A 23,631-nucleotide genomic window follows, 5' to 3' on the forward strand; every position below is an offset into this window, starting at 1 on the left:
GGCAGCATCCCGTTCAATGGCAGCGCAGCGCGCCGGCATTATTGGCCGCCAGCAAGCCCGCATTCAACATTTTTTCACCTTTCGATTCATGTCTCTCGTACACTTTGACGATTTGCTGAATGCCGCCCGCGGCGAACCCCACCCCCAGCGTCTGCTGATGATTTTCACGGCAAAAGAACTGCCCGATGACGCCAACGCAGCGCAGCGCACGGCCTTTTTGCAGGGCACGGCGGGCGTGCTGGCGCCTGTGTTCTATGTAGACAAAGCGGCCAGCGCGCTCGACAGCTTCGAGGCGTTATGCGCCGAAGCCAGGCAGCTTGAAAAGCCCTGGGACGTCGTTTTCATCGGTGCCATGGATGAACCCGAGGAAGGCGGCCCTGAATCCCAAGCAGTGCCCGCCCAGCTCGAGCGCATGCTGGACGACGTCAAAGGCGGCCGCATTGCCCGCTTTCTGGCCGCCAACCGCGAGGGGCGCTTCATCCAGCTGCTGGCTGCTTGAGGCCCCCCCTGAACAAGCCGTCGCGTCGCATGCATCCGCGACTTTGGGGCGCCTGCCAATCGCTCGACCTGTTCAAAGACGACCGTAGGCAACGAATGGCCACCGGCCAGCGCCGCTGATGATGCGGCGGGCGGCTCAGAAGCTTCTCAAGCCAGAATCTCCAGCTTGGCCACCCCCAGCGCCAGGGTCTTGGTGCCGACGTCGTGAAATTCGATGCGCGCCTGGGCCTCGGTGCCGTTGCCGCTCAAAGACACGATCGTGCCTTCGCCAAAGCGGTTATGGCGCACCGACAGCCCCACCCGAAAACACTGATCGCCCACGGTGACGTCCAGCGACCGGGTGCGCGGCACGCGCGGCGCAAAGGCGCTGCCCCCCTCACCCTGCCAGCCGCCCTGCCCGCGACGAAAGGCTCCACGCCAGGCGGGCTGCTGTTCTGGCACCACGGCACGCTGCCGGGGCGTGATCCATTTCAGGTCTTGTTCGGGGATTTCGTCGAGAAAGCGCGAGCGCAAGGCGTAGCGCGTCTGGCCATGCAGCAGGCGGCTTTGCGCCAGCGTCAGCGTCAGGCGCTCGCGCGCCCGGGTGATGGCGACGTACATGAGACGCCGCTCTTCTTCCAGGCCGCCCGCGTCGAGCAGACTGTTTTCATGCGGAAACAGCCCTTCTTCGAGCCCCGTGATGAAGACCACGTCGAATTCCAGCCCCTTGGCGGCATGCACCGTCATGAGCTGCACGGCGTCTTCGCCCGCCTGGGCCTGGTTGTCGCCTGCTTCCAGCGATGCGTGGCTGAGAAATGCCCCCAGGGGCGACATCACCGCGGGTGGTGCAAAGGCAAGGTCATCGTCGGGCGCATCAAAGCCATCGGCGTCCGACAACGCGATGGCGGCGGCAACGCCCTCTTCCCTGGCACCGGGCTGCTGCCCGGCCTGCGCCAAGCGGCCGACTGCATGGCGTGCCTGCCCGCCTGTGACGGCAAACTCGGGAATCTTGCCCGCGATCACGCCTTGCAGGCCTTCTTCGGCTACGAAAGCAGCCGCGGCATTGACCAGTTCTTGCAGGTTTTCCAGGCGCTCCTGGCCCTCGCGGTCGGCCTGGTAGTGGGCCTCCAGGCCGCTGTGGTGCACGACGTGGCCGATGAGTTCGGGCAAATCGAGCGAGCGGGCGGCCTCGGCCAGTTCGCGGACGAGCGTGGCAAAGCGCGCCAGGCTGCTGCCGCCCTTGCCCGGCACGTAGGCCACCGCGCCCGCCAGGCTGATGCCGTACTGCGCGGCGGCATCCGACAGCTGTTCGAGCGTGCGCGCGCCGATGCCGCGCGTGGGAAAATTGACCACCCGCATCCAGGACGTGTCGTCGTTGGGGTTGTCGATCAGGCGCAGATAGGCCAGCACGTGCTTGATTTCCTGGCGCTCGAAAAAGCGCTGGCCGCCATACACGCGGTAGGGCACGCGCGCCGAAAACAGCGCGTGTTCGATGGGGCGCGACTGCGCGTTGCTGCGGTACAGGATGGCGATCTGGCGCGCGGCGCGGCCTTCGCGCAGCAGCGCCTTGATTTCATCGACCAGCCACTGGGCTTCGAGCAGGTCGGAGGCCTGTTCGACCACGCGCAGAGGCTCGCCCTCGCCCGCCTGCGTCCACAGGTTCTTGCCCAGGCGTTTGGTATTGTGCGCGATCAGGGCGTTGGCGGCGTCCAGAATGTGCCCCTGCGAGCGGTAGTTCTGTTCAAGCCGGATCACCGTGCCGTGGGCGTAGCGCTGCTCGAAGTCGGCCATATTACCCACGTTGGCGCCGCGAAACGCATAGATCGACTGATCGTCGTCGCCCACGGCGAACACGGGGGTGTGGCTGCCCGCCAGCAGCATCAGCCAGCGGTATTGCAGCACGTTGGTATCCTGGAACTCATCGACCAGGATGTGCTCGAAGCGGCGCTGGTAGTGCTCGCGGATGGCGGCTTCGCGCTGCAGCAGCTCGTAGGCGCGCAGCAGCAGCTCACCGAAGTCGACCACGCCTTCGCGCTCGCACTGGTCTTGGTAGCACTGGTACAGCTCGGCCAGGCGCCGACTGTGGCTGTCGTGCACCTCCATGTCCTTGGGGCGCAGGCCGTCTTCCTTGGCGCCGTTGATGGCGCGCTGCACGTCGCGCGGCGCGAAGCGTTCGTCGTCCACCCCCAGCGCCTTCAGCAGGCGCTTGATGGCCGAGAGCTGGTCGGCGCTGTCCAGAATCTGGAAGGCCTGCGGCAGCGCCGCCTCGCGGTAGTGGGCGCGCAGCAGGCGGTTGCACAGGCCGTGAAACGTGCCCACCCACATGCCGCGCGTGTTGATGGGCAAGAGCGCCGACAGGCGCGTGAGCATTTCGCGCGCGGCCTTGTTGGTGAACGTGACGGCCAGCAGGCCAAAGGGGCTGACCCGCTGTGTCTGGATGAGCCACGCCATGCGCGTGGTGAGCACCCGCGTCTTGCCGCTGCCGGCCCCCGCCAGCACCAGGGCGTGTTGCGCAGGCAAAGTGACAGCGGCGCGCTGTTGTTCGTTGAGACCTTCAATCATGCAGCATAAGAGCGTAGTCGGTACGCGAATTGTTCGAGGCCTTCGATGCCGCTGGCCTGCGCCCGCTGGCACCAGGCCCGGAGATCGGCCAGCAGCTGGTCGCTGCTGGCGCTGGAGGATTCCCACAACGCCGTGAGTTCGCGGCGCATCTGCAACAAGGTGCCCAGCACGGGCGCCACCGAGACGGCGCGCGTGACCTGGGCCTGCTCGACGGGCGCGAGCACGGCCTGATCGCGCAGCAGCCACTTGCGGCAGCGCCGCAAGAGCGTGCGTTCGGCCAGGCAGCGGCGCACCTTGAGTGCTTTGAGTTCGTGGGCCACGGTGGCCTTCACCACCCGCGAGTAGCGCGCCAGCACCTCGTAGCGGTGCGCGATAATGCCTTGCAGTTGATCCTGACCCAGTTGCTCGATGGCCACGGGGCCGTTCTTTTCCCAGCGCAGGGGTGGCGCCAGACGGCGCACCTGCGCCAGTCGGCAAGCCTGCAGCAGGCGGATGTACATCCAGCCCAGATCGAACTCGTACCACTTGGACGAAAACTTGGCCGAGGTGCCGTAGGCATGGTGATTGTTGTGCAGCTCTTCGCCGCCGATGAGGATGCCCCAGGGCGACACGTTGGTGCTGTCGTCCGGACAGGCAAAGTTGCGATAGCCCCAGGCGTGCCCCAGGCCGTTGACCACGCCCGCCGCCCAGAACGGAATCCAGGCCATCTGCACGGCCCAGATCGTGAGCCCCACCACGCCAAAGAGCAGCAGGTCGATGCCCAGCATGAGCCCGATGCCCAGCAGGTTGTGGCGTGCATAGACGTGCCGTTCGATCCAGTCGTCGGGTGTGCCGTGCCCATAACGCTTGAGCGTTTCGGCATTTTGCGCCTCGTCGCGATAGAGTTCGGCCCCGCGAAAGAAGACCTGCGACAAGCCGAACACGGCGGGTGAATGAGGGTCGCCTTCGCGTTCGCACTTGGCATGGTGCTTGCGATGGATGGCCACCCATTCGCGCGTCACCATGCCGGTGGTGAACCACAGCCAGAAACGGAAGAAATGCGCCACCGCCGGGTGCAGATCGACCCCGCGATGCGCCTGGCTGCGATGCAGGTAGAGGGTGACCGCCGCGATGGTGATGTGCGTGAGGATCAGCGTGACCGCCAGCAAGGCCCAGGGGCCCAGCTGCAGGACACCGCCCTGCGCCAGCGATAAGAAAGTTGTCATAGGGATGGCGGCCGCGCCCGCAAGAAATGAAGAATCTGCCTTTTAGTGTAGTGCAGTTGGTGTTTCCATGGACGAGACAGGCACCGCCACAGGCGATGTTGGCGTCTCTGCAGGCGCGGCCTGGCGAGCCGCCCGCGACGCCGCCGTATCAACCATGGGTGCGTCGATCGGTTCGTTGGCCGACTCATCTGCCCGCGCGCTTGCCGACTCAGTTGCCTGATCAGCCGCCGCCGGGCCACGCTGCATCACGGCGGCAAAAAAACCGTCCGTGCCGTGTACGTCGGGGCGCAGGTGCAGCATGGGGCCGTCCAGCGTCAGGACAATATCCCGGTCGGCCAGGATCTGGCCCGCATCCAGCAAGGTGAACTCGGGGTGTTCGGCCAGAAAGGCCCGCACCTGCAGCTCGTTTTCTTCGGGCAGCAGGCTGCAGCTGGCATACACCAGGCGTCCGCCCGGCCGCACGCAGGACGCGGCCTCGCGCAGAATGGCCGCCTGCGTGGCGCACAGCTGCTGCAGGGATTCGGGATGCTGGCGCCACTTGAGATCGGGGTTGCGACGCAAGGTGCCCAGCCCGCTGCACGGCGCATCGACCAGCACCCGGTGGGCCTTGCCGCGCAGGCGCTTGACGCGCTGGTCATGCTGCTCGGCGATGGCCACGGGCACGATGTTGGACAGGCCGCTGCGCGCAAAGCGCGGCTTGGCGCGCGCCAGGCGCGCCGCCGACACGTCAAAGGCATACAAGCGGCCCGTGGAGCGCATCAAGGCCCCCAGCAGCAGGGTCTTGCCGCCCGCCCCGGCGCAGTAGTCGATGACCATCTCGCCACGCCGCGGGGCCACCAGCGCCGCCAGCAGCTGGCTGCCTTCGTCCTGCACCTCGATGTCGCCGCGCTCGAAGGATGCCCAGCGGTTGACGGGCGGGCGCCCCTGGATGCGGATGCCCCAGGGCGAATACGGCGTGGGCTTGGGTGCCCACTTGGCCTCGGGGCCTTGCGCCCAGGCACCCAGCACAGCCTTGCGATCGGTCTTGAGCGGATTGACGCGCAAGTCGAGCGGCGCGGTCTGATTGAGCGCCTGCATCAGGGATTCGGCCTGCGGCAGTTCGGTCAGGCGGGCTTCGAGCCAATCGGGCATGCTGTAGCGCACACCGGGTGGCAAATCGGCCACGACAAAGGCCTGCACGTAATCCAGCCAACCACGTTCGTGCTCATCCAGACCGGTGTCGAGCGTGCTGCGCGGCCACACGGAAGCCAGCCCCAGCACTGCCAGGCGGCGCGTGGCGGCGCCCTGTCCGCTTTCGGCAAACTGGCGGTAGCGGCGCAGGTGGCGCAACACGTCGAACACGGCCTCGGCGATTTCGCCGCGGTCACGCTGGCCCACCTGCTTGTGCCCGCGAAACCAGTGCGACAGCACGGCATCGGCCGGGTACTGCCACTGCAAGACTTCGCCCAGCACCTGGCGCACCTGTTCGATGCGCGCGGCGGCCATGACGTAGGGCCGCGCGGGCGCCTGTTCGACACGCTCACCCTTGCGACGACTGACGTCAGCACGGCGGTCGGGGCGGCCCTCGGCCGGGCGGCGGTTGCGGGCTTGGCCCCGCGATTCATTCGTGCTCATGGCAATCCTGTTCGTTAAAGAGATGCGGCCCTGCCCAGGCGCGGTGCGGCGCGCCGTCCAGCTGGACGCGGCCATCGGCGCACAGCGACACGCGCCCTTCGGCCAGCCAGCGCAGCACCTGAGTGTAGACCTGGTGTTCGACCGGCAGCAGGCGCGCCGCCAGGTGATCGGGCGTATCGCCCGCCAGCACCGGAATCGCCCCCTGGGCGATGATGGGCCCATGGTCGAGCACCGGCGTGACGAAGTGCACCGTGCAACCGTGCCACTGCACGCCCTGGGCCAGCGCCTGCTGGTGGGTGTGCAGGCCGGGGAACGCGGGCAAGAGCGATGGGTGGATGTTGATGATCTTGCCATCGAAGTGGCGCACGAAATCACTACCCAGCACGCGCATGAAGCCCGCCAGCAGGATGTAGTCGGGCCGTAGCGCATCCAGGCGCGCGAGCAAGGCTGCGTCGAACGCGTCGCGGCTATCGAAGGTCTTGTGCGACAAGGCTTCGGCGGGAAGGCCCTGCGCGCGCGCCCAGGCCAGGCCGGCGGCGTCGGGCCGGTTGGCGAGCACCGTGCAGATGTCCACCGGCAGCCGTTCGGCGACGACGGTCTGGGCCAGCGCCTGCATGTTCGAACCGCGACCCGAGATGAGGATGGCCACGCGCAAGGGCCGTTCGGGGGTATGCTTCATGCGCTCGGTCTCCGGCATAAAATCAAGTGCTCCAAAAAGCGTCCGGTGCCTCGCCCGCCGTGGGGCACGCGCGCCGCAATCTCGTTTGCAACGCCGTCCAGACAAACCATCAGCCAAACCTGAAATTGTAAACTCTTAGCCGTGAAACCTGTTCCCCGCCTCTACCGCACCCTGCCGCGACGCGACACCACGGCCCCCAGCGCCCTCACCATCGGCAATTTCGATGGCGTGCACCGCGGGCACCAGGCCATCCTCGAACAAGTGCGCGGCCAGGCCGGGCAGCAAGGCCTGATCCCTTCGGTCATGACCTTCGCGCCCCACCCCAGGGCCTTTTTCGCGCATCGCGGCGGGCGCCCCGAACTCATCCCCACGCAGATCAGCAGCCTGCGCGACAAGGTCGCCCTGCTGGTCGAGCACGGCATGCGGCAGATCGTCATCCAGCGCTTCAACCAGGCACTGGCCGACATGAGCGCCGAAGCCTTCATCGAGCAGCTGCTGGTGCGAGGCCTGAACACCCGCTGGCTGCTGGTGGGCGAAGACTTCCGCTTCGGCCACAAGCGCAGCGGCGACATCGAGCTGCTGCGCCGCATGGGCCGCGCGCACGGCTTCACGGTCGAGACCATCGCCGACATCAACGACGCGCACGGCCAGCGCATCTCCAGCTCGGCGCTGCGCACGGCTCTGGCGGTGGGCAATCTGCCCCACAGCTGTACCTTGCTGGGCGGGCCCTTTCGCATCACCGGCCACGTAATCCACGGCCAGAAACTGGGCCGCGACCTGGGGTTTCCCACGCTCAATCTGCGCGTGCCGGCCCCTTGCGCGGCGCGCTCGGGCATCTATGTGGTGCGCGTGCACGGGCTGGACGCCGACCCGCTGCCCGGCGTTGCCAGCCTGGGCGTGCGCCCCACGGTCACCCGCGACGGCCCCCTGCTGCTTGAAACCCATATCCTCGATCAGCGGGTAAACGCCTACGGTAAACTGGTGTGCGTTGAATTTCTCGAATTCCTGCGTGACGAGGAATCCTTTCCCGACTTAACCACCCTGATCGCCGCCATCCAGCAAGATGCGCAAGGCGCTCGCGACTATTTCGCCTCCCATGGACTATAGAGACACCCTGAATCTGCCCGAATCCCCCTTCCCCATGCGGGGCAACCTGGCCAAGCGCGAACCGGGCTGGATTGCCGCCTGGGAGGAAAAAAAGGTTTACGCAGCCATTCGGGCCGCCGCGGCGGGGCGCCCCAAGTTCATCCTGCACGACGGGCCACCGTACGCCAATGGCGATATCCACATCGGCCACGCCGTCAACAAGATCCTCAAAGACATCATCATCAAAAGCCGCGACATGGCGGGCTTCGACGCGCAATACGTGCCGGGCTGGGACTGCCACGGCATGCCCATCGAAATCCAGATCGAGAAAAAATACGGCAAGCACCTGCCCGTGGCCGAAGTGCAGGCCAAGGCGCGCGCCTACGCCGCCGAACAGATCGAACGCCAACGCACCGACTTCAAGCGCCTGGGCGTGCTGGCCGAATGGGACAACCCCTATCTCACCATGAACCCGCACAACGAGGCCGACGAGCTGCGCGCCCTGGCGCGCATCATGGAAAAAGGCTTCGTTTTTCGCGGGCTCAAGCCGGTGAACTGGTGCTTCGACTGCGGCTCGGCCCTGGCCGAAGCCGAGGTCGAGTACGCCGACCGCAAAGACCCGTCCATCGACGTGGCCTTTGCGTTTGACGACCGTCGCGCCATCGCCCAGGCCTTTGGCCTGCCCGGCGAGGTCGAAGCCGGCGCCATCGTCATCTGGACGACCACGCCCTGGACCATCCCGTCCAACCAGGCACTCAACATCCACCCCGAGCACGAATACGCCCTGCTGCGCCTGGCCCAACCACGCGCCACGGGCTCATTGCTGATCGTGGCCAGCGAGCTGGCCGAAAGCTGTCTTGCCCGATGGGGGCTGCAGGGCGAGATCATCGCCCGCACCTCGGGCCAGGCGCTGGACGGCCTGAAGTTCCGCCACCCCCTGTACGACGCGGACGTCGGCTACAAGCGCCTGTCGCCCGTCTACCTGGGCGACTACGTCACGCTCGACTCGGGCACCGGCGTGGTGCACTCGGCGCCGGCCTACGGCGTGGAAGACTTCATCTCCTGCAAGGCGCACGGCCTGGCCGATGACGACATCATCAACCCGGTGATGGGCAACGGCCACTACGCCGAGAGCCTGCCGCTCTTTGGCGGCGAACTCATCTGGAAGGCCAACCCCAAGATCGTCGAGGTGCTGCGCGAGGCGGGCAGCCTGCTGCACACCGAGGCGCACACCCACAGCTACATGCACTGCTGGCGCCACAAGACGCCCATCATCTATCGCGCCACCAGCCAGTGGTTCGCCGGCATGGACATCCAGCCGGTCAGCGGCCCCACGCTGCGCGAAATGGCCCTCAAGGGGGTGGACGACACCGTCTTCTACCCCGCCTGGGGGCGCGCACGCCTGCACGCCATGATCGCCAACCGCCCCGACTGGACGCTTTCGCGTCAGCGCCAGTGGGGCGTGCCCATGGCCTTTTTCGTGCACAAGGAAACCGGCGCCCTGCACCCGCGCACGCCGCAGCTGCTCGAACAGGTGGCCGACCGCGTCGAAAAAGCCGGCATCGAAGCCTGGCAGACGCTCGACCCGCGCGAGCTGCTGGGCGACGAGGCCGAGCACTACGAAAAAAACCGCGACACGCTCGACGTCTGGTTCGACTCCGGCACCACGCACGCCACCGTGCTGGGCGGGCAAGACCACGTGCTCAAGGGCTCGCACGCGCAGCAGCTGGCCTGGCCCGCCGACCTTTACCTGGAAGGCTCGGACCAGCACCGCGGCTGGTTTCACTCGTCGCTGCTCACGGGCTGCATGCTCTATGGCCGCCCGCCCTACAAGGCGCTGCTCACCCACGGCTTCGTGGTGGATGGCCAGGGCAAGAAAATGAGCAAATCGGTGGGCAACGTCGTCTTCCCGCAAGAAATCTCGAACTCGCTGGGCGCCGAAATCCTGCGCCTGTGGGCGGCTTCGACCGACTACTCGGGCGAACTTTCCATCTCCAAGCAGATTCTCGATCGTGTGGTCGAATCCTACCGCCGCATCCGCAACACGCTCAAGTTCCTGCTGGGCAACCTGGCCGACTTTGCACCGGCCAGCGATGCCGTGGCGCTCGACCAACTGCTGGAAATCGACCGCTACGCCTTGCAGATGACAGCCGCGATGCAGGCCGAAGTGCTGGCCGCCTACGAGCGCTACGAATTCCACACGGCGGTGGCCCGCCTGCAGATTTTCTGCTCGGAAGATCTGGGCGCCTTCTACCTGGATATTCTCAAAGACCGCCTGTACACGACGGGCAAAGACAGTCTGGCACGCCGCTCGGCGCAAACCGCCTTGCATCACGTCACCCACGCGCTGCTCAAGCTGCTGGCCCCGATCCTGTCGTTCACCGTCGAAGAAGCCTGGGCCGACCTGGGCGGCAACCCGGCCTCGCCCACCATCTTCACTGAACTGTTCCACCCGGTGCCCACGCCTGTCGACGCCGCCGCGCTCGACGCGCGCTGGGCACGCCTGCGCGAGATCCGCGCCGACACCATGCGCGAAATCGAAGCCGTGCGCACGCGTGGCGAGATCGGTTCGTCGCTGGCCGCCGAAATCGACTACCACGCCTCGGGCGACGATCTGGCCCTGCTGCACAGCCTGGGCGACGATCTGCGCTTCGTGATGCTGGTGTCGCGCGCCGATGTGCAGGCGGGCGACGGCGCGCTGCGCATCCAGGTGCAGGCCACCACGCACGAAAAGTGCGGACGCTGCTGGCACCACCGCGCCGACGTCGGCCACGACACCCAGCACCCCGAACTGTGCGGGCGCTGCGTCGAAAACCTGTTCGGCGCGGGCGAAGCGCGGCACCATGCCTGATCCGCACCCGCAACAGCCGCCGCACGGCAGCGCCTCCCGCCCCTCCCCGGCGGCGAGCAGCCCCGCAGCGCCCGGCACAGGCGCTGCCTCGGGCGGTCGTTCGGCGCCGAAGGCGGCCACAGCCGCCGACGCGCGAGCCGCTTTGCAGGCCATCCCGGCCGCGTGCCGCTGGCGCGCGCTGGGCGGCTGGCTGTTGTGGGCGCTCGTCATCATTGGGCTCGACCAGCTCAGCAAGGCCTGGGTGTCGGGCAGCCTGGGCTACGCCGAGCGCATCCACCTGCTGCCGGTGTTCGATCTCACCCTGCTGTTCAACACCGGGGCCGCATTCAGTTTCCTGGCCGAAGGCGGCGGGGCTCAGCGCTGGCTGTTCACTGGCATTGCGCTGGTGGCCGCCATCCTCATCATGCGCTGGCTGTATACACACACCGGCCAGCGCCTGCTGTGCCTGGCGCTGGCCAGCATTCTGGGCGGTGCCGTCGGCAATGCCACCGACCGCCTGGCGCACGGCCACGTCGTTGATTTTCTGCTCTTTTATTGGCGTGACTGGTATTTTCCGGCCTTCAATGTGGCCGACATTGCCATCACCTGCGGGGCCATCCTGCTGATCCTGGACGAAATCCTGCGCGGCCGCCGCGCGCGCCACCCACAGCCATAATCGCGCCGACCTGCGCGCCGGGCCCTGGTGCCCGGGCGGCGCGGCCTGGCGGACACGACCTGACGAGGTACACACCATGCCAGAATTGTCCGGCAAACGCATCATCCTGGGGCTGACCGGCGGCATCGCCTGCTACAAATCCGCCGAACTGCTGCGCCGCCTGCAAGACGAAGGCGCCACCGTCGATGTCGTCATGACGGCGGCGGCCAGCCGCTTCATCACGGCCGAGACCATGCAGGCGCTGTCGGGGCGCCCCGTGTGGCTGGACGCCTGGGATGCGCGCGCCGACAACCGCATGGCGCACATCAACCTCACGCGCGGCGCCGACGCGGTGCTCATCGTGCCCGCCAGCACCGACTTCCTGGCCAAGCTGGCCCACGGCCTGGCCGACGATCTGCTTAGTACGCTGTGCGTGGCGCGCGGCGCCGTGCCGCTGCTGGCCGCGCCCGCCATGAACCACGAAATGTGGACGCACCCGGCTACCCAGCGCAATGCCGCCCAGCTGCTGGCCGACGGCGTCACCTTGATCGGCCCCGCCGAGGGCAGCCAGGCCTGCGGTGAGACGGGCTCGGGCCGCATGATGGAGCCCGACCAGATCCTGCGCGCCCTGGTGGCCTTCTTCCAGCCCAAAGTGCTGGCTGGCCGACAGGTGCTCATCACCGCCGGCCCCACCAGCGAGCCCATCGACCCGGTACGCGTGCTCACCAACCGCTCCTCGGGCCGCATGGGCTACGCCCTGGCGCGCGCCGCCGCCGAAGCGGGCGCGCGCGTCACGCTGGTCTCGGGCCCCACGGCCCTGCCCTGCCCCGACGGGGTCAGCCGCATCGACGTGCGGCGCGCCACCGAGATGCGCGCCGCCGTGATGGCCCGCGCCGCCCAGGCGCACCTCTTTATTGCCGTGGCCGCCGTGGCCGACTGGGGCATCGCCAACCCGTCGGCCATCAAGCTCAAGAAGCAGGCCGACGGCCAGCCGCCCGTGCTGGATTTCGTGCAGAACCCGGACATCCTGGCCGAGGTGGCCGCACTGCCCGACGGCCCCTGGTGCGTGGGCTTTGCCGCCGAAACCGATCATCTGCACGAGCACGCCCAGGCCAAACGCGCACGCAAGGGCATTCCGGTCATCGTGGGCAACCTGGCGCAGCAGGCCATGGACGCCGAAGACACCGAGCTCGTCATCTTTGATAGGCACGGTGCGCAGACTCTGCCCCGGCAGTCCAAGCTGCAGGCCGCCCGGGCATTGATCGGCTGGATTGCGGCCCACCAGCCGTCACGCTGAAGGCCCCGGCCAACGGCCGCGCCAGCGCCTGGCCGGTGGCCACGCCCGCCAGCGCCCCCAGAGCGCGGCATTGCGCGGCCCCCCGGCCCATGGCTAAAATGAAACGCAAACGACGCGCTTCGTCCCGGAGATGGCATTCTCCTTTAACCGCCAGCTGCGCTGGCTGATAATGCCTGCCACCCCTGAATGGGGTCTGCAGGCTGTCCGCAGGTTTCATTCAGGCCCTCAACGCAACACCATTCAGCGGGCCTTATGACTCTTTTCCGCGATACACACCGTTTCTCGCCTTTCACGCCTTCTTCCTTGCCGACACCGACGCGGGGGCGCACATGATGCCCGCCGTCATCGGCATTGGCGCAGGGGCCGCACTGGGCGCCTTGCTGCGCTGGGTGCTGGGCATGAGCCTGAACGGCCTCTGGCCCACGATTCCCCTGGGCACGCTGGCCGCCAACCTGCTGGGCGGGCTGCTGATCGGCGCGGCCAGCGAATTTCTGGGCAGCCACGGCAGCTGGTCGCCCGTCTGGCGCCTGTTCATCATTACCGGCTTTCTGGGCGGCCTGACGACGTTTTCAACCTTCTCGCTCGAAGTCACCACGCTGCTGCAGCAGCGCGAGCTGGGTTTCGCGGCGCTGCAGATTGCCCTCCACATGGCGGGCTCCATCATACTGGTGCTGGCAGGCGTAGCGCTGGTGCAACTCTTCGCACGGGGTTGAACTTTCATGACGACACACTGGAACACACTCAAGGATGGAGAGATCATGAAAGGCTACCAACTGACGTTCTATACGCTGCAAAGCTATACCCACGAACACCGGCCCGTACACCAATGGTTGATGGAGCTGGCCAAGGCCATGGAAATCCGCGGGGCCACCGTTTTCACGGCGCAAGAAGGCATCGGCGTGCACCACCGCCTGCACTCGGCACGCTTCTTCGAGCTGGCCGAGCAGCCCGTCGAGATCACGATGGTCGTCTCTGAGCAAGAGTGCGACGCCATCTTGCAGCGGGTGCGGGCCGAATCGGGCCTGCGCATCTTCTATTCGCGCGCGCCCATCGACTTTGGCACGATCGGCACCGAAGAATGAAAGCCGACGCCGGGCGTGCCGCACAAAGCGGGCGGCGCGCCCGGCGCATCACGCGGCATGTTACAGGGGCATCACAGGCGGGCGCGTCACAGGCCAAATGTATGGCCGGTTTCGTTGAGTGTGCGCACCTGCAATTGCCCGCACACGACATCCAGGACATTGAGCGTGCAGGGCGTCTGCCGGATTGACCAATAGCGCGCCAGAGGCAGGCCCAGCGCATGCAGCAGCAAGACGCGATTGACGCTGTCATGGGCCACCACCACGATGGTCTGACCTTGATGCCGAAGCAACAAGCCTTCCAGGGCATTCAATGATCGCTGGGCCAGCCCCTTGAGGGTTTCACCCCCCGGAATTTCCGCCGTCTGCGGCTGTTCGTGCCAGCGGGCCCAGGCATCGGGCCAGCGCGCATGGGCTTCATCCTCGGTCAGGCCCTGCCACTGGCCGTAATCGATATCCAGCAGGCCTGCCGCCTGCTGGGGTTCCAGCCCATGCGGCGCGCCAATCAAGGCGCCTGTATCCACGCAGCGGCTCAGTGCGCTGGTATATACAGCATCGGGCGTCCATTCACGGGCAATCCGGTCACGCAGGGCCGCCGCCTGGCGGCGCCCCAGTTCGGTCAGCGGCAATTCGGCCCGCCCGCGAAAGCGCTTGGGCTCGATGCCCTCGACATGCCCGTGGCGGACGAGCAGGCAGGTCGTGACGGGACCTATCGTGGCAGCTACAACAGACATTCAGGTTCTCCTTGCAAGATCAATGTCTTCATCACCAAAAATCTTTTGGTACAGATCGGCACCATAGCTGGTCGCCAGCGGCGAAGCGACTTCCAGCCGGAACGTGCGGCTGCCATCGAGCGCGCGCGGCGCACGCAGGTAAATGGCATCGTCGCGCTGCTCTTGGTAGAACCGCGCGGCATATTCATACAAATGCGTGACGGCAAAAACCCGGACGCCGTGGCTCAGCAGGGCATGGGTAATCGTCCAGGCAATGTCGGCTCCCTCGCGTTCATTGGTTGCGGCAAACGATTCGTTGAACAGCACCAGGCATCCGGGCTGAAGGTGATCCACGATCTGGCTCATGCGCGCCAGCTCTTCGTCCAGCTTGCCGCTGTGCATGGACGTATCTTCTTCGCGCTTGTAGTGCGTAATGAGGCCTGTGCTCAGGTTGGCGGCGCAGGCCTGCGCGGGCACGAACATGCCGCACTCCAGCATCAGTTGCGACACCCCGATGCTGCGCAAAAAGGTGGATTTTCCCCCCTGATTGGCCCCGGTGATCACGACGAGATTCTTGCCATCTGCCTGCAGATCGTTGCCCACCACCGGGCGCCCCGTCTGCAAGGCCAGGCAGATGTCGTACAAGCCCTGAAACGAGCGCATCGCCGGCGCGACGGGCGCGACCACCGGCAGCACGCTGGGCGCGCCCAGCGCCTGCAGGCGGTCGTGCAAGTTCAGGCAGGCAACGAAAAAGGCCAGCTCGGTGCGCAGCACATTCATGAACCCCAGAATATGCTCCGTCGATTGCGCCAAGGCATTGGCCACCAGATTGACCCCCTGACCATGCAGTTCGGACAAGGCCCTGGCCCCCATTTCGTCCCGTGGCGGCAATCGGTAGCTGTAGGCGGCCGGTTTTTTCTGGAACAGGTGCGTCAGCAACAGGTGCCCGGCCTCGCGCGGCAGATGCAAGGTGTAATCCTGTCCCTTGTTGCCTTGTCCCAGCCGGGCGCTGATGAGCACCCCATGCCTGAAGCGCAGGGCTTTCAGGTGCGCATCGATCGTCTCGAAATAAGCATTGCTCAGATCGCTTTGCAGCATGGCAAAAAAACGGCGCAGCCCCTCGGACGCAAAGCGCCCCGCGGATTGATCAGCAACATCGCGCAGCTGGCGCAGCAAAACGGCATACTTTTGCAATGCTTCGATCGAGCTGCCCAGAATGGCCCCGACGTAATGGCTCACCCCCCAATACATGCCTTTCCTGACCTCTTGGGCAGCCAAGGCCAGATCATAGAGCTTGCGAATGACGTCGGGGTTTTGCAGGCAATCCCGCACAACGGCCTGCCGGTAGCCAAGCTGCTCGATGTCATGGCATCCAGCCAGCAGCGCCGCACGCGCGACCTGCTTGAGAAACTCATCTTCACCAGCCATGGCCTGCCACAGGACACCCAGCTCAAGGTCGGCCGTCAGCTCCGCCTCGTTCCAGGGCCCCGGGGCCGAGCTGTCGAAATCCCGATCCGAATACATGAGAAAGACTTTCATCGGGCCAGTCTCCTTTCCAGGTTGTCGGCATCCAGCTGATATTTCTGCGCCACCGACAAGGCGTACGAGAGACCATCCGCCGGGCGGCGGATCACCTTGTACGTGCGCCTGGCGGGCTCGTCGGGCGCGACCGTGCTGACCATGCTGACGGTCGTGTCGCTTACCTGGGTCAGTTCGTCGATAAAAGTGACGCAGACGCAGAGCAAATCCAGCCGCACGATCTGGCGCAAGATGCGGTGCGCCAGAAACAGCGCATCCTTGAGCGTCGTCGAGGTGAAGATTTCGTTCATGATGATCAGGCTGCGCGGGCTGGCCGCATCCAGGATGCGATGAATGCGAAACAGGTCATCTTCCAGCTTGCCGCGCTGGTTGCGGATGTCTTCCTGGCGCTCGTAGTGGGTGTAGATCTGGTCGCATAAAAACAGGCGCGCCGCAGTGCCAGGCACCGGCAGCCCCAGCCTGGCCAGGTAGTGCAATTGCCCGAACGTGCGTGAAAACGTCGTCTTGCCCCCTTGGTTGGGGCCGGACACGATGATGATCCGCTCTTTGCCCCGCAGCTCGAAATCGTTGGTGACGATCGTCGTGCCCTGCGGGGCCAGCTTGCCCGCCAGCGCCAGGTCGAAGGTTTCCCGGGCATAAAGGTGTTCATGCCGCGCTTCGACGTCGGGGTAGCAAAAGTTCAACCCATATGGCCTGAGGGCCTTCATGTGATCCAGGTAGGCCATATAAAACTGCACTTCGCGATCAAAGGCCGCCAGCGTGACATCGAGATAGTCGGCATGGGTTTCACAAAAGGCCGTCAGCTGCGCGAAGGCGTCCGGAAAGAGCCGGGCCACGAACTCCAGCACCTTGGCCTCGATGTGGTTCATCTCGGGTTCGTCGAGAAACTTCACCCGGTAATCCTTGCTCGCCGCCTGGCGGAAGCGCTCGAAGCAGGCGGCAACCTCGGCGCTGTAGTCGGGCTCGTCCTGGTAACGGCTGACAGTCAGCAGATCGCCCTGGATCAGCACGGCATAGCGCACGCTGTCCAGGGCCGCCCGCGTGGCCCGCGCCGCGGCCTTCAGCTGCGTGTAGGCGTCCGCGGCAAGATAAGCATCCAGATAGGCCTGCAGCGAACGGAACCCTTCCGAGCGCGGCTGAGCCACGCGCAGGGCCGGGGCGAACTGTTCAAGCGCCTGGCAGTATGTCTCGGCCGCGCTCAGAAACCACGCGTTTTGCTGCTGCCGTTCATGCAGCTTGGCGCGCTGCGCCAGCTGCGCCCGCATGGTCCGCAAGCTGTCCGCCCAGGCCTGGACGGCGGCACAGGTGGCGGCCTGCTCCAGATCCTGCATGACGTGATGACGGTAGCGAATGGCTTGCAGCGATGCCAGCGGCGTCTGCAGCAAGGGGATGAGCGCATATTCTTCTTTGCTCGCGCCGAGCCGCGCAACGATCTGATCCAGATTGAGATCGACGAAGCAATCGGGGGCCTGATCCTGTTCGACCAACCGCTCGGAACCGGGCCCCAGGATGCTGAACGGTGCCGGGGCGGGGGCTGTCCGGCCGGGGTCTGCCTGGGCGGGCAGTGTGGAATCGTGCATGGCGCGCCTCTTCGCGTAAAGCCGATCGTGAGGCGAGCATGAAAAAGCCTGCCCGCCCCGGTGTGGGACTGAGCAGGCATCATCAGTCGGCGAAGCCGACGGTTAAGGGAGAATGCCATCTCCGGATGCGGTGTCTGCCTGCTGTCGTGTTCGACCCGAACCGCACCCAGCCCGGCACAAGCACAACACACACGGCAACTACCGACTACGTCTGCATTAAAACACGATCATGCGGCTCGAACCAGACCCCGGCCCCTTCCCGGCGCAAGCCTGTACGTCCTGCCGCACCCGACACTTGTGGCACACTGACGGCCTTTGACGCAGCCTGCGGCTGCATCGGCCACGGACAGAAAACCCATGCTCAGAAAAATCGAAACCCGCATCCTCAGCCCGCTGCTGGGCACCGCCGCCATTCCGCTGCCCACCTACGCCACCAGCGGCTCGGCCGCCCTGGATCTGCGCGCCTGCATCGAGGCGCCCCACACGCTGCAGCCCGGCGAACGCTTTCCCGTGCCCACCGGCTTTGCGCTCAACATGATGGATCCCGGCCTGGTCGCCATCGTGGCCTCGCGCTCGGGGCTCTCGCTCAAGCACGGCATCCGGGTGGCCCAGGGCATCGGCGTCATCGACGCCGACTACCACGGTGAAATCAAGGTGCTGCTTGCCAACGACAGCGCCCAGGCCTATGAAATCCAGCCGGGCGAACGCATCGCCCAGCTGCTGTTTCAGCCCGTCGTGCAAGTCGAGCTGCACCAGGTGGCCACCTTCGGCATCGAAACCGAGCGCGGAACCGGCGGATTCGGCAGCACGGGCCGTCAATGACACGTCGATCCGTATTAGTGAAACCCCTGGTTGTACCTGCATCAAGCAATAGTTAAACTTCAAGCCGGTTTTGCAGGGATAACAGGTTGTACCTTTTATCCCTGCCCAACAGGCCCTCTGGCACCGATGCCGCAGTCGGCATCGTCCGTCTCAGGTTCAAACCGCCCCTTTCTGCCCGGGTACTGAGTGATCCTCTTTCTTCGGGAAGACCCTCATGGTGCAGACAGCGCGCTATTAATATATTACGAATATATGGTTCCATCCGGGTCCATGCAAAGGAGAATCCAGACATGAGCAGGCTGACAAAAATTTCCACGCTGACGGCTGCCGTTTCAGTCGCCCTGATGGGCCTGGGCACCGCGGTGGCCGCCGATGGCCCCATCAAGATCGGCGTGCAGGCCCCGATCACCGGCGAATACGCCGCCGAAGGCCAGGGTATCGAAAACGGCGTCAAGCTGATCGCCAAACAGCACAACGACGCGGGCGGTGTGCTGGGCCGCAAAATCCAGGTGACCGTCTGCGACGACGAAGGCAAGGCGGCCCAGGCGGCCATCTGCGCCCGCAAGCTGGTCAATGAAGGCGTCATCGCCGTCATCGGCACCTACACCAGCGGCGCCGCCCTGGCCGCCGCCCCCATCTACTCGGCGGCCAACGTCATCCAGACCTCCGACGGCACCAGCGACGAGCTCACCCAGAAAGGCTGGAAAACCTTCTTCCGCAATGCACCGCCCAACAGCGATGAGGCCCAGTTCGTCGCCAACTACTTCGTCAAGGTGAAGCAGTACAAGCGCATCGCCGTGCTCAGCGATCACTCCAGCTACGCGACCGGCCTGGCCAAGGCCACCATCGACGCCATCAAGAAAGACGGCGGCAATCTGGTGGCCCAAGACTACATCAACGCGGGCACGCAAGACTACAGCGCGGTGCTCACCAAACTCAAGGCGCAAAACCCGGACGTCCTGTTCTTCTCCGGCTACTACACCGACGGCGGCCTGATCCGCGCGCAAATGAAGCAGCTGGGCATGAACACCGTCTTCGTGGGCGGTGACGCCAACCAGAACGAAAACTTCGCCAAGATCGCAGGCAACGCCGCCGAGGGCGCCGTCATCGTCAATGTGCCGGCCCCCGAGAACCTGCCTTACCCCGAAGCCAAGCAGTTCCTGGCCGATTACACCAAGGCCTTCGGCGCCCCGCCGCCCAGCATCTACACCTTTACCAACGCCGACGGTTTCCGCGCGGTGCTGGCGGGCATCGAAGCCACCAAGAGCACCGACACCGCCAAGCTCATCCCCTGGCTGCACGACCTGAAGCAGCCGTTCAACGGCCTCACCGGCCCCTTCACCTGGGACGCCAAGGGCGAGCGCATCGGCAGCCCGATGTCGGCCTTCGAAGTCCAGGCCAACGGCGGCTACAAGACCATCTACCCAGAAACCAAGTAAGCACGTCACCCGGCGCCCAGGGCCCGCCGCGCACGCTGGCGGGCCCATCCGGCACCCCCGCCCGCACGGCGGGCACCGGGCGTCGGCCGACACGATCACCTCTGGCGGCTGCGGCATGACGGCATCCGCCCGCCCCTCGGGCACGGCAGGCAGCAGGCACGACCGACGGGCACCACACACGCTAACGGAAACCGACCGATGGACTTTATCCTCCAGCAATTCATCAACGGGGTCACGGTCGGCGGCATCTACGCCCTGATCGCCCTCGGATACACGATGGTCTACGGGGTGCTGAAGATGATCAACTTCGCCCACGGCGATTTGTGCATCCTGGGCGCCTTCATCGGCCTGACCACACTCACCTCGGGCGCCTTCGGCGGCCTGTCCACCACCACGCTGCTCATCCTGGCCTTCATCATCGCCATGATCATCGTGGCCGTGGCCGGCACACTGCTCGATCAGCTGGCCTACAAGCCGCTGCGCAAGGCGCACCGCCTGGCGCCAGTGGTCTCGGCACTGGGCGCCTCGATGTTGATCGAAAACGGCATCATGCTCATCTGGAGCCCCAACGTGCAGGTGTTCCCCAACAACCTGCTGCCCAACATCACCTGGCAGCTGGGCGGGGCCTATCTCAGCTTCGTGCAATTGCTCATCATCGTGGGCGCCTTCGTTCTCATGGCCGCCCTGTACTTCTTCGTGCACCACACGCGCCTGGGCACCGCCATCCGGGCATCCGCCATCGACCAGGACGCCGCACGCCTCATGGGCATCAACGTCAACCGCGTGATCGCCCTGGTCTTCATCATCGGCCCGGTGCTGGGCGCCATCGGCGGTCTGTTCATCGGCCTGTACTATCGCCAGACCTACTTCACCATGGGTTGGACCTACGGCCTGAACGCCTTCATCGCGGCGATCATCGGCGGCATCGGCAATATCCCCGGCGCCATGCTGGGCGGCCTGGTGCTCGGTCTGTTCAACGCCTTCGCCGCCGGTTACATCTCCAGCTCATGGCAGGACGCCATCACGTTCGCCCTGCTGATCGGCATCCTCCTGGTGCGCCCCTCGGGCCTGCTGGGTGAACGGGTTGCAGAAAAGGTCTAAACGCCATGACACAAACACACACCCCTACCTCCGCCCCCCGGGCGCCCGCCGTGCCCGGCACCACGACCCGGGTGCTGCGCATCCTGGGCCCGCTGCTCTGGCTGCTCGGCCTGGCCATTCCCTCGGTGATGTCGCCGGCCTGGATCACCATCGGCGGCATCTTCGCCATCTATGCCATCGTGGCGCTGTCGCAGGACATCGTCCTGGGGCGCGCCGGCATGTACGACATGGGGCACGCCGTGTTCTTCGGCATTGGCGCCTACGTCAGCGCCATCCTGTCGCTCACCTACAACTGGCCCATCCTCTGGACGATGCCGGTCGCCATCCTGGTGTCCGCCCTGCTGGGCGCCATCCTGTCCGCCCCCATCGTCAAGCTGCGCGGCGACTACCTGCTCGTGGTCACCATCGGCTTCAACGCCATCTTCGTGCTGGCCATGAAGAACAACTTGTTCGGGCTCACCGGCGGGGCCGACGGGCTGTTCGGCGTCAGCGGCCCCACGCTCTTTGGCTACGCCCTGGTGTCGCAAAGCGATCTCTTCTACCTCAACTGGGTGTTCATGGCCCTGGTGCTGTGGCTCATGCGCAACCTCGACCGCTCATCGCTCGGGCGCACCTTCCGCTACCTGAAATACGACGAACTCGCCGCCACCACGCTGGGGGTCAATGCGCGCAACTACAAAGTGGCCGCCTTTGCCCTGTCCGCGGGTCTGGCAGGCCTGGCCGGCACGCTTTTTGCCATGCAGCTGTCCGCCGTCAGCCCCGGTTCGTTCCAGTTCACCGACTCGGTCGTGCTCTTCGCCATCGTGCTGGTGGGCGGCCAGGGCTCCGTGCCGGGCGTGCTGCTAGGCACGGCCATGATGTTCGTCGTGCCGCAAATCTTCACTGAATTCGCCCAGTACCGCTACCTGGTGTTCGGCATCGCCATGATCCTCGTCATGGTGCTGCGGCCCCAGGGCATCTGGCCCGCGCGCAAGGGAGTCCTGTAAATGTCCGCCTCCACAACCTCATCCACGGCAGGCGACATCCTGCTCGAGCTCGACGGCATCGGCATCAGCTTTGGCGGCCTGCGGGCGGTCGATAATCTCAGCTTCAAGATCCACCAGGGTGAGATCGTCGGCCTCATCGGCCCCAATGGCGCGGGCAAGACCACGGTCTTCAACATGATCACCGGGGTATACAAGCCCACCGACGGCCACATTCGCTGGCACGGGCGCGATGTCACGGGCCTGGCGCCCCACTTGCTGGCCAAGGCGGGCATCCGCCGCACGTTCCAGACCATCCGCCTGTTCGCCGACATGACGGTGCTGGAAAACGTCATCGCCGGCCAGCACCTGCTGATGCGACAAGCCTGGTGGCAAGGGCTGCTGCGCACCCCCGCCCAGCGTCGCGAAGAACACGAACTGGTCGAGCGGGCCATGGCCGTGCTCGAGCAGCTCGACCTCGCCGACGTCGCCCAGGAAATCGCCACCTCGCTGCCCTATGGCGCCCAGCGGCGCGTCGAAATGGCGCGCACCCTGGTGGCCAAGCCCGAACTCATCATTCTCGACGAGCCCGCGGCAGGCCTCAATGAACAGGAATCCGCCGAGCTCAACACCACCATCCGCGCCATCCGCGACGCCGGGATCACCGTCATCCTGGTCGAGCACGACATGAGCGTCGTCATGAACGTCACGGACAACATCGTCGTCATCAACTTCGGCAAGAAAATCGCCGAAGGCAAGCCCGAGGACATTCGTTCCAACCCGCTGGTCATCGAGGCCTACCTGGGCCAGGACGACGACGAGGACGATCCCCTGATGAACGCCATCCACGAAGAACAGGCCCAGTCATGACCCACCTGCTTGAAATCGAAGACCTGCACGTCAACTACGGCCACATTCAGGCGCTCAAGGGCATTTCGCTGCACGTCGACGAACGCGAAGTCGTCGCCATCCTGGGGGCCAACGGCGCGGGCAAGACCACGCTCATGCGCACCCTCAGCGGCCTGATCACGCCGCGCTCGGGCAAGATCACCTTTGCCGGGCACGACACCACCCGCATGGGCGCTGACCGCATCGTGCGCCTGGGCATCGGCCAGTCGCCCGAAGGCCGCCGCGTCTTCGGCACCCTGTCGGTGGCCGAAAACCTGCGCATGGGCGGCTTCACCCGCCCGCCCGCCGAAATCACCGAAAGCTGCGACCACGTCTACACCATCTTCCCGCGCCTCTACGAGCGCCGCGCCCAGTTGGCCGGCACGCTGTCGGGCGGCGAACAGCAAATGCTCGCCATCGGCCGCGCACTGGTCACCAAGCCCAAGCTGCTGCTGCTCGACGAGCCCAGCCTGGGCCTGGCTCCCATCATCGTGCGCAACATCTTCCAGGTGCTGCGCGACGTGCGCGACACCGGCGTCACCGTCCTCATCGTCGAACAAAACGCCCGCATGGCGCTCAAGCTGGCAGACCGCGGCTACGTGCTGGAAGTGGGTCGCCTGTCGCACGAAGGCCCGGCCCGCGAACTGCTGGCCTCGCCCGAAATCCAGGCCGCCTACCTGGGGCACTGACCACGCATGCACACGACGTCGGCTTTATCCCCCCAAGGCCGACGCACTGGGCGCACCGGGTGCCACAGGACAATCCGGGTTATGCTTTCGGGTTTCCAACCACAGACGTACACGGAGCCCATCATGACCCAAGCCGCCGCCCGCCACATCCTCGTCGATACTGAAGAACAGTGCCTCAAGCTCAAGGCTGACATCGAAAACGGCGCTGATTTCGCCGTCGTCGCCCGCGAGCATTCCTCCTGCCCCTCCAGCCGCGACGGCGGCAACCTGGGCACCTTCGGCCGCGGCCAGATGGTGCCCGAATTCGACGCCGTGGTTTTCAGCGCCCCCGTGGGCGTCGTGCAAGGCCCCGTGCGCACGCAATTCGGCTACCACCTGGTGGAAGTGACCGCGCGGCAAGACTAAAAACAGCAT

General features: G+C 65.7%; 20 protein-coding genes, 1 pseudogene and 2 riboswitches. Of the genes and pseudogenes, 14 read left to right on the plus strand and 7 right to left on the minus strand.

Features of this window, described 5'->3' with window-relative positions; translation table 11 throughout:
* Positions 1-88: 88 nt before the first annotated feature.
* A complete protein-coding gene (locus tag CCA01S_RS06620; RefSeq protein WP_066455929.1) occupies positions 89-499 on the plus strand; it encodes a hypothetical protein in 411 nt (136 codons plus the stop codon).
* 146 nt (positions 500-645) lie between these two features.
* On the opposite strand, the gene CCA01S_RS06625 is transcribed toward CCA01S_RS06620, so the two are convergent.
* The 4 genes from CCA01S_RS06625 to purN form a co-directional block, all read right to left on the minus strand.
* Entirely contained in the window at positions 646-3,039 is a 2,394-nt protein-coding gene (locus CCA01S_RS06625; protein WP_066455817.1) for a UvrD-helicase domain-containing protein, read from the minus strand.
* Positions 3,036-4,244: a DesA family fatty acid desaturase gene (locus CCA01S_RS06630; RefSeq protein WP_066455820.1), complete on the minus strand. Its 1,209-nt coding sequence runs from the start codon at positions 4,242-4,244 to the stop codon at positions 3,036-3,038. Before CCA01S_RS06630 ends, CCA01S_RS06625 begins: the two co-directional genes overlap by 4 nt.
* 42 nt (positions 4,245-4,286) lie before the next feature.
* Complete coding sequence (locus tag CCA01S_RS06635; RefSeq protein WP_180984155.1) at positions 4,287-5,696, minus strand: RsmB/NOP family class I SAM-dependent RNA methyltransferase; 1,410 nt, start codon at positions 5,694-5,696, stop codon at positions 4,287-4,289.
* A gap of 148 nt (positions 5,697-5,844) precedes the next feature.
* Positions 5,845-6,537 carry a phosphoribosylglycinamide formyltransferase gene (gene purN, locus CCA01S_RS06640; RefSeq protein ID WP_232304991.1) on the minus strand — a complete coding sequence of 231 codons (693 nt, stop codon included), beginning with the start codon at positions 6,535-6,537 and terminating at the stop codon, positions 5,845-5,847.
* A gap of 141 nt (positions 6,538-6,678) precedes the next feature.
* Between purN and CCA01S_RS06645 the strand changes: the two genes are divergently transcribed.
* The 6 genes and pseudogenes from CCA01S_RS06645 to CCA01S_RS06670 all read left to right on the plus strand — a co-directional run bounded on the left by CCA01S_RS06645 (position 6,679) and on the right by CCA01S_RS06670 (position 13,487).
* A complete protein-coding gene (locus tag CCA01S_RS06645) occupies positions 6,679-7,644 on the plus strand; it encodes a bifunctional riboflavin kinase/FAD synthetase (protein WP_066455835.1) in 966 nt (321 codons plus the stop codon).
* A 34-nt stretch (positions 7,645-7,678) separates the two neighbouring features.
* Positions 7,679-10,396: pseudogene (gene ileS, locus CCA01S_RS06650) on the plus strand (isoleucine--tRNA ligase); the annotation flags it as partial.
* A gap of 220 nt (positions 10,397-10,616) precedes the next feature.
* Positions 10,617-11,129 carry a signal peptidase II gene (gene lspA / locus CCA01S_RS06655; RefSeq protein WP_066455849.1) on the plus strand — a complete coding sequence of 171 codons (513 nt, stop codon included), beginning with the start codon at positions 10,617-10,619 and terminating at the stop codon, positions 11,127-11,129.
* Between the two features lie 76 nt (positions 11,130-11,205).
* Positions 11,206-12,405 (plus strand): bifunctional phosphopantothenoylcysteine decarboxylase/phosphopantothenate--cysteine ligase CoaBC, encoded by a 1,200-nt coding sequence (gene coaBC, locus CCA01S_RS06660; RefSeq protein WP_066455851.1) that lies wholly within the window; start codon positions 11,206-11,208, stop codon positions 12,403-12,405.
* Between the two features lie 117 nt (positions 12,406-12,522).
* Positions 12,523-12,588: riboswitch (Fluoride riboswitch) on the plus strand.
* Positions 12,589-12,734: 146 nt separating this feature from the next.
* The gene (gene crcB, locus CCA01S_RS06665; RefSeq protein ID WP_066455853.1) at positions 12,735-13,118 is read left to right on the plus strand and encodes a fluoride efflux transporter CrcB; all 384 of its coding nucleotides are present in this window, start codon (positions 12,735-12,737) and stop codon (positions 13,116-13,118) included.
* A 45-nt stretch (positions 13,119-13,163) separates the two neighbouring features.
* The gene (locus CCA01S_RS06670; RefSeq protein ID WP_066455854.1) at positions 13,164-13,487 is read left to right on the plus strand and encodes a DUF190 domain-containing protein; all 324 of its coding nucleotides are present in this window, start codon (positions 13,164-13,166) and stop codon (positions 13,485-13,487) included.
* Positions 13,488-13,573: 86 nt separating this feature from the next.
* Here CCA01S_RS06670 and CCA01S_RS06675 read toward each other — a convergent pair whose 3' ends face one another.
* The 3 genes from CCA01S_RS06675 to CCA01S_RS06685 are packed head-to-tail and all read right to left on the minus strand — an operon-like array spanning position 13,574 to position 17,316.
* Positions 13,574-14,218, minus strand: coding sequence for a histidine phosphatase family protein (locus CCA01S_RS06675; protein ID WP_066455856.1), 645 nt, complete (start codon positions 14,216-14,218; stop codon positions 13,574-13,576).
* On the minus strand, positions 14,219-15,736 hold the full coding sequence (locus CCA01S_RS06680; protein ID WP_066455858.1) for a MutS-related protein: 1,518 nt from the start codon (positions 15,734-15,736) through the stop codon (positions 14,219-14,221).
* Positions 15,733-17,316, minus strand: coding sequence for a MutS-related protein (locus CCA01S_RS06685; protein ID WP_084386561.1), 1,584 nt, complete (start codon positions 17,314-17,316; stop codon positions 15,733-15,735). The genes CCA01S_RS06680 and CCA01S_RS06685 overlap by 4 nt, the downstream gene beginning before the upstream one ends.
* A gap of 66 nt (positions 17,317-17,382) precedes the next feature.
* A riboswitch (Fluoride riboswitch) is annotated at positions 17,383-17,448 on the minus strand.
* 225 nt (positions 17,449-17,673) lie between these two features.
* On the opposite strand from CCA01S_RS06685, the gene dut reads away from it, so the two are divergent.
* The 7 genes from dut (at position 17,674) to CCA01S_RS06720 (ending at position 23,622) form a co-directional block, all read left to right on the plus strand.
* Positions 17,674-18,138 carry a dUTP diphosphatase gene (gene dut / locus CCA01S_RS06690; protein ID WP_066455863.1) on the plus strand — a complete coding sequence of 155 codons (465 nt, stop codon included), beginning with the start codon at positions 17,674-17,676 and terminating at the stop codon, positions 18,136-18,138.
* Positions 18,139-18,428: 290 nt separating this feature from the next.
* Complete coding sequence (locus CCA01S_RS06695; RefSeq protein WP_066455870.1) at positions 18,429-19,577, plus strand: branched-chain amino acid ABC transporter substrate-binding protein; 1,149 nt, start codon at positions 18,429-18,431, stop codon at positions 19,575-19,577.
* Positions 19,578-19,775: 198 nt separating this feature from the next.
* Positions 19,776-20,678, plus strand: a complete 903-nt coding sequence (locus CCA01S_RS06700) for a branched-chain amino acid ABC transporter permease (RefSeq protein WP_066455874.1) — start codon at positions 19,776-19,778, stop codon at positions 20,676-20,678.
* A gap of 5 nt (positions 20,679-20,683) precedes the next feature.
* Entirely contained in the window at positions 20,684-21,664 is a 981-nt protein-coding gene (locus CCA01S_RS06705; protein WP_084386562.1) for a branched-chain amino acid ABC transporter permease, read from the plus strand.
* The gene (locus CCA01S_RS06710; protein ID WP_066455879.1) at positions 21,665-22,510 is read left to right on the plus strand and encodes an ABC transporter ATP-binding protein; all 846 of its coding nucleotides are present in this window, start codon (positions 21,665-21,667) and stop codon (positions 22,508-22,510) included.
* 5 nt (positions 22,511-22,515) lie between these two features.
* The gene (locus CCA01S_RS06715) at positions 22,516-23,217 is read left to right on the plus strand and encodes an ABC transporter ATP-binding protein (RefSeq protein ID WP_198149916.1); all 702 of its coding nucleotides are present in this window, start codon (positions 22,516-22,518) and stop codon (positions 23,215-23,217) included.
* A gap of 123 nt (positions 23,218-23,340) precedes the next feature.
* Positions 23,341-23,622 (plus strand): peptidylprolyl isomerase, encoded by a 282-nt coding sequence (locus CCA01S_RS06720; RefSeq protein ID WP_066455936.1) that lies wholly within the window; start codon positions 23,341-23,343, stop codon positions 23,620-23,622.
* The last annotated feature ends 9 nt before the right edge of the window (positions 23,623-23,631 follow it).

Source organism: Castellaniella caeni NBRC 101664 (assembly GCF_001592225.1).
In the GTDB taxonomy this organism is placed as follows: Bacteria; Pseudomonadota; Gammaproteobacteria; order Burkholderiales; family Burkholderiaceae_B; genus Castellaniella; species Castellaniella caeni.

Bases quoted from the DNA above. Each gene is read 5' to 3' on its own strand.
- CCA01S_RS06620 (WP_066455929.1), top strand. From the start codon at position 89: ATGTCTCTCGTACACTTTGACGATTTGCTGAATGCCGCCCGCGGCGAA.
- CCA01S_RS06625 (WP_066455817.1), bottom strand. From the start codon at position 3,039: ATGATTGAAGGTCTCAACGAACAACAGCGCGCCGCTGTCACTTTGCCT.
- CCA01S_RS06630 (WP_066455820.1), bottom strand. From the start codon at position 4,244: ATGACAACTTTCTTATCGCTGGCGCAGGGCGGTGTCCTGCAGCTGGGC.
- purN (WP_232304991.1), bottom strand. From the start codon at position 6,537: ATGAAGCATACCCCCGAACGGCCCTTGCGCGTGGCCATCCTCATCTCG.
- coaBC (WP_066455851.1), top strand. From the start codon at position 11,206: ATGCCAGAATTGTCCGGCAAACGCATCATCCTGGGGCTGACCGGCGGC.
- crcB (WP_066455853.1), top strand. From the start codon at position 12,735: ATGATGCCCGCCGTCATCGGCATTGGCGCAGGGGCCGCACTGGGCGCC.
- CCA01S_RS06670 (WP_066455854.1), top strand. From the start codon at position 13,164: ATGAAAGGCTACCAACTGACGTTCTATACGCTGCAAAGCTATACCCAC.
- CCA01S_RS06675 (WP_066455856.1), bottom strand. From the start codon at position 14,218: ATGTCTGTTGTAGCTGCCACGATAGGTCCCGTCACGACCTGCCTGCTC.
- CCA01S_RS06680 (WP_066455858.1), bottom strand. From the start codon at position 15,736: ATGAAAGTCTTTCTCATGTATTCGGATCGGGATTTCGACAGCTCGGCC.
- CCA01S_RS06685 (WP_084386561.1), bottom strand. From the start codon at position 17,316: ATGCACGATTCCACACTGCCCGCCCAGGCAGACCCCGGCCGGACAGCC.
- dut (WP_066455863.1), top strand. From the start codon at position 17,674: ATGCTCAGAAAAATCGAAACCCGCATCCTCAGCCCGCTGCTGGGCACC.
- CCA01S_RS06695 (WP_066455870.1), top strand. From the start codon at position 18,429: ATGAGCAGGCTGACAAAAATTTCCACGCTGACGGCTGCCGTTTCAGTC.
- CCA01S_RS06700 (WP_066455874.1), top strand. From the start codon at position 19,776: ATGGACTTTATCCTCCAGCAATTCATCAACGGGGTCACGGTCGGCGGC.
- CCA01S_RS06705 (WP_084386562.1), top strand. From the start codon at position 20,684: ATGACACAAACACACACCCCTACCTCCGCCCCCCGGGCGCCCGCCGTG.
- CCA01S_RS06710 (WP_066455879.1), top strand. From the start codon at position 21,665: ATGTCCGCCTCCACAACCTCATCCACGGCAGGCGACATCCTGCTCGAG.
- CCA01S_RS06720 (WP_066455936.1), top strand. From the start codon at position 23,341: ATGACCCAAGCCGCCGCCCGCCACATCCTCGTCGATACTGAAGAACAG.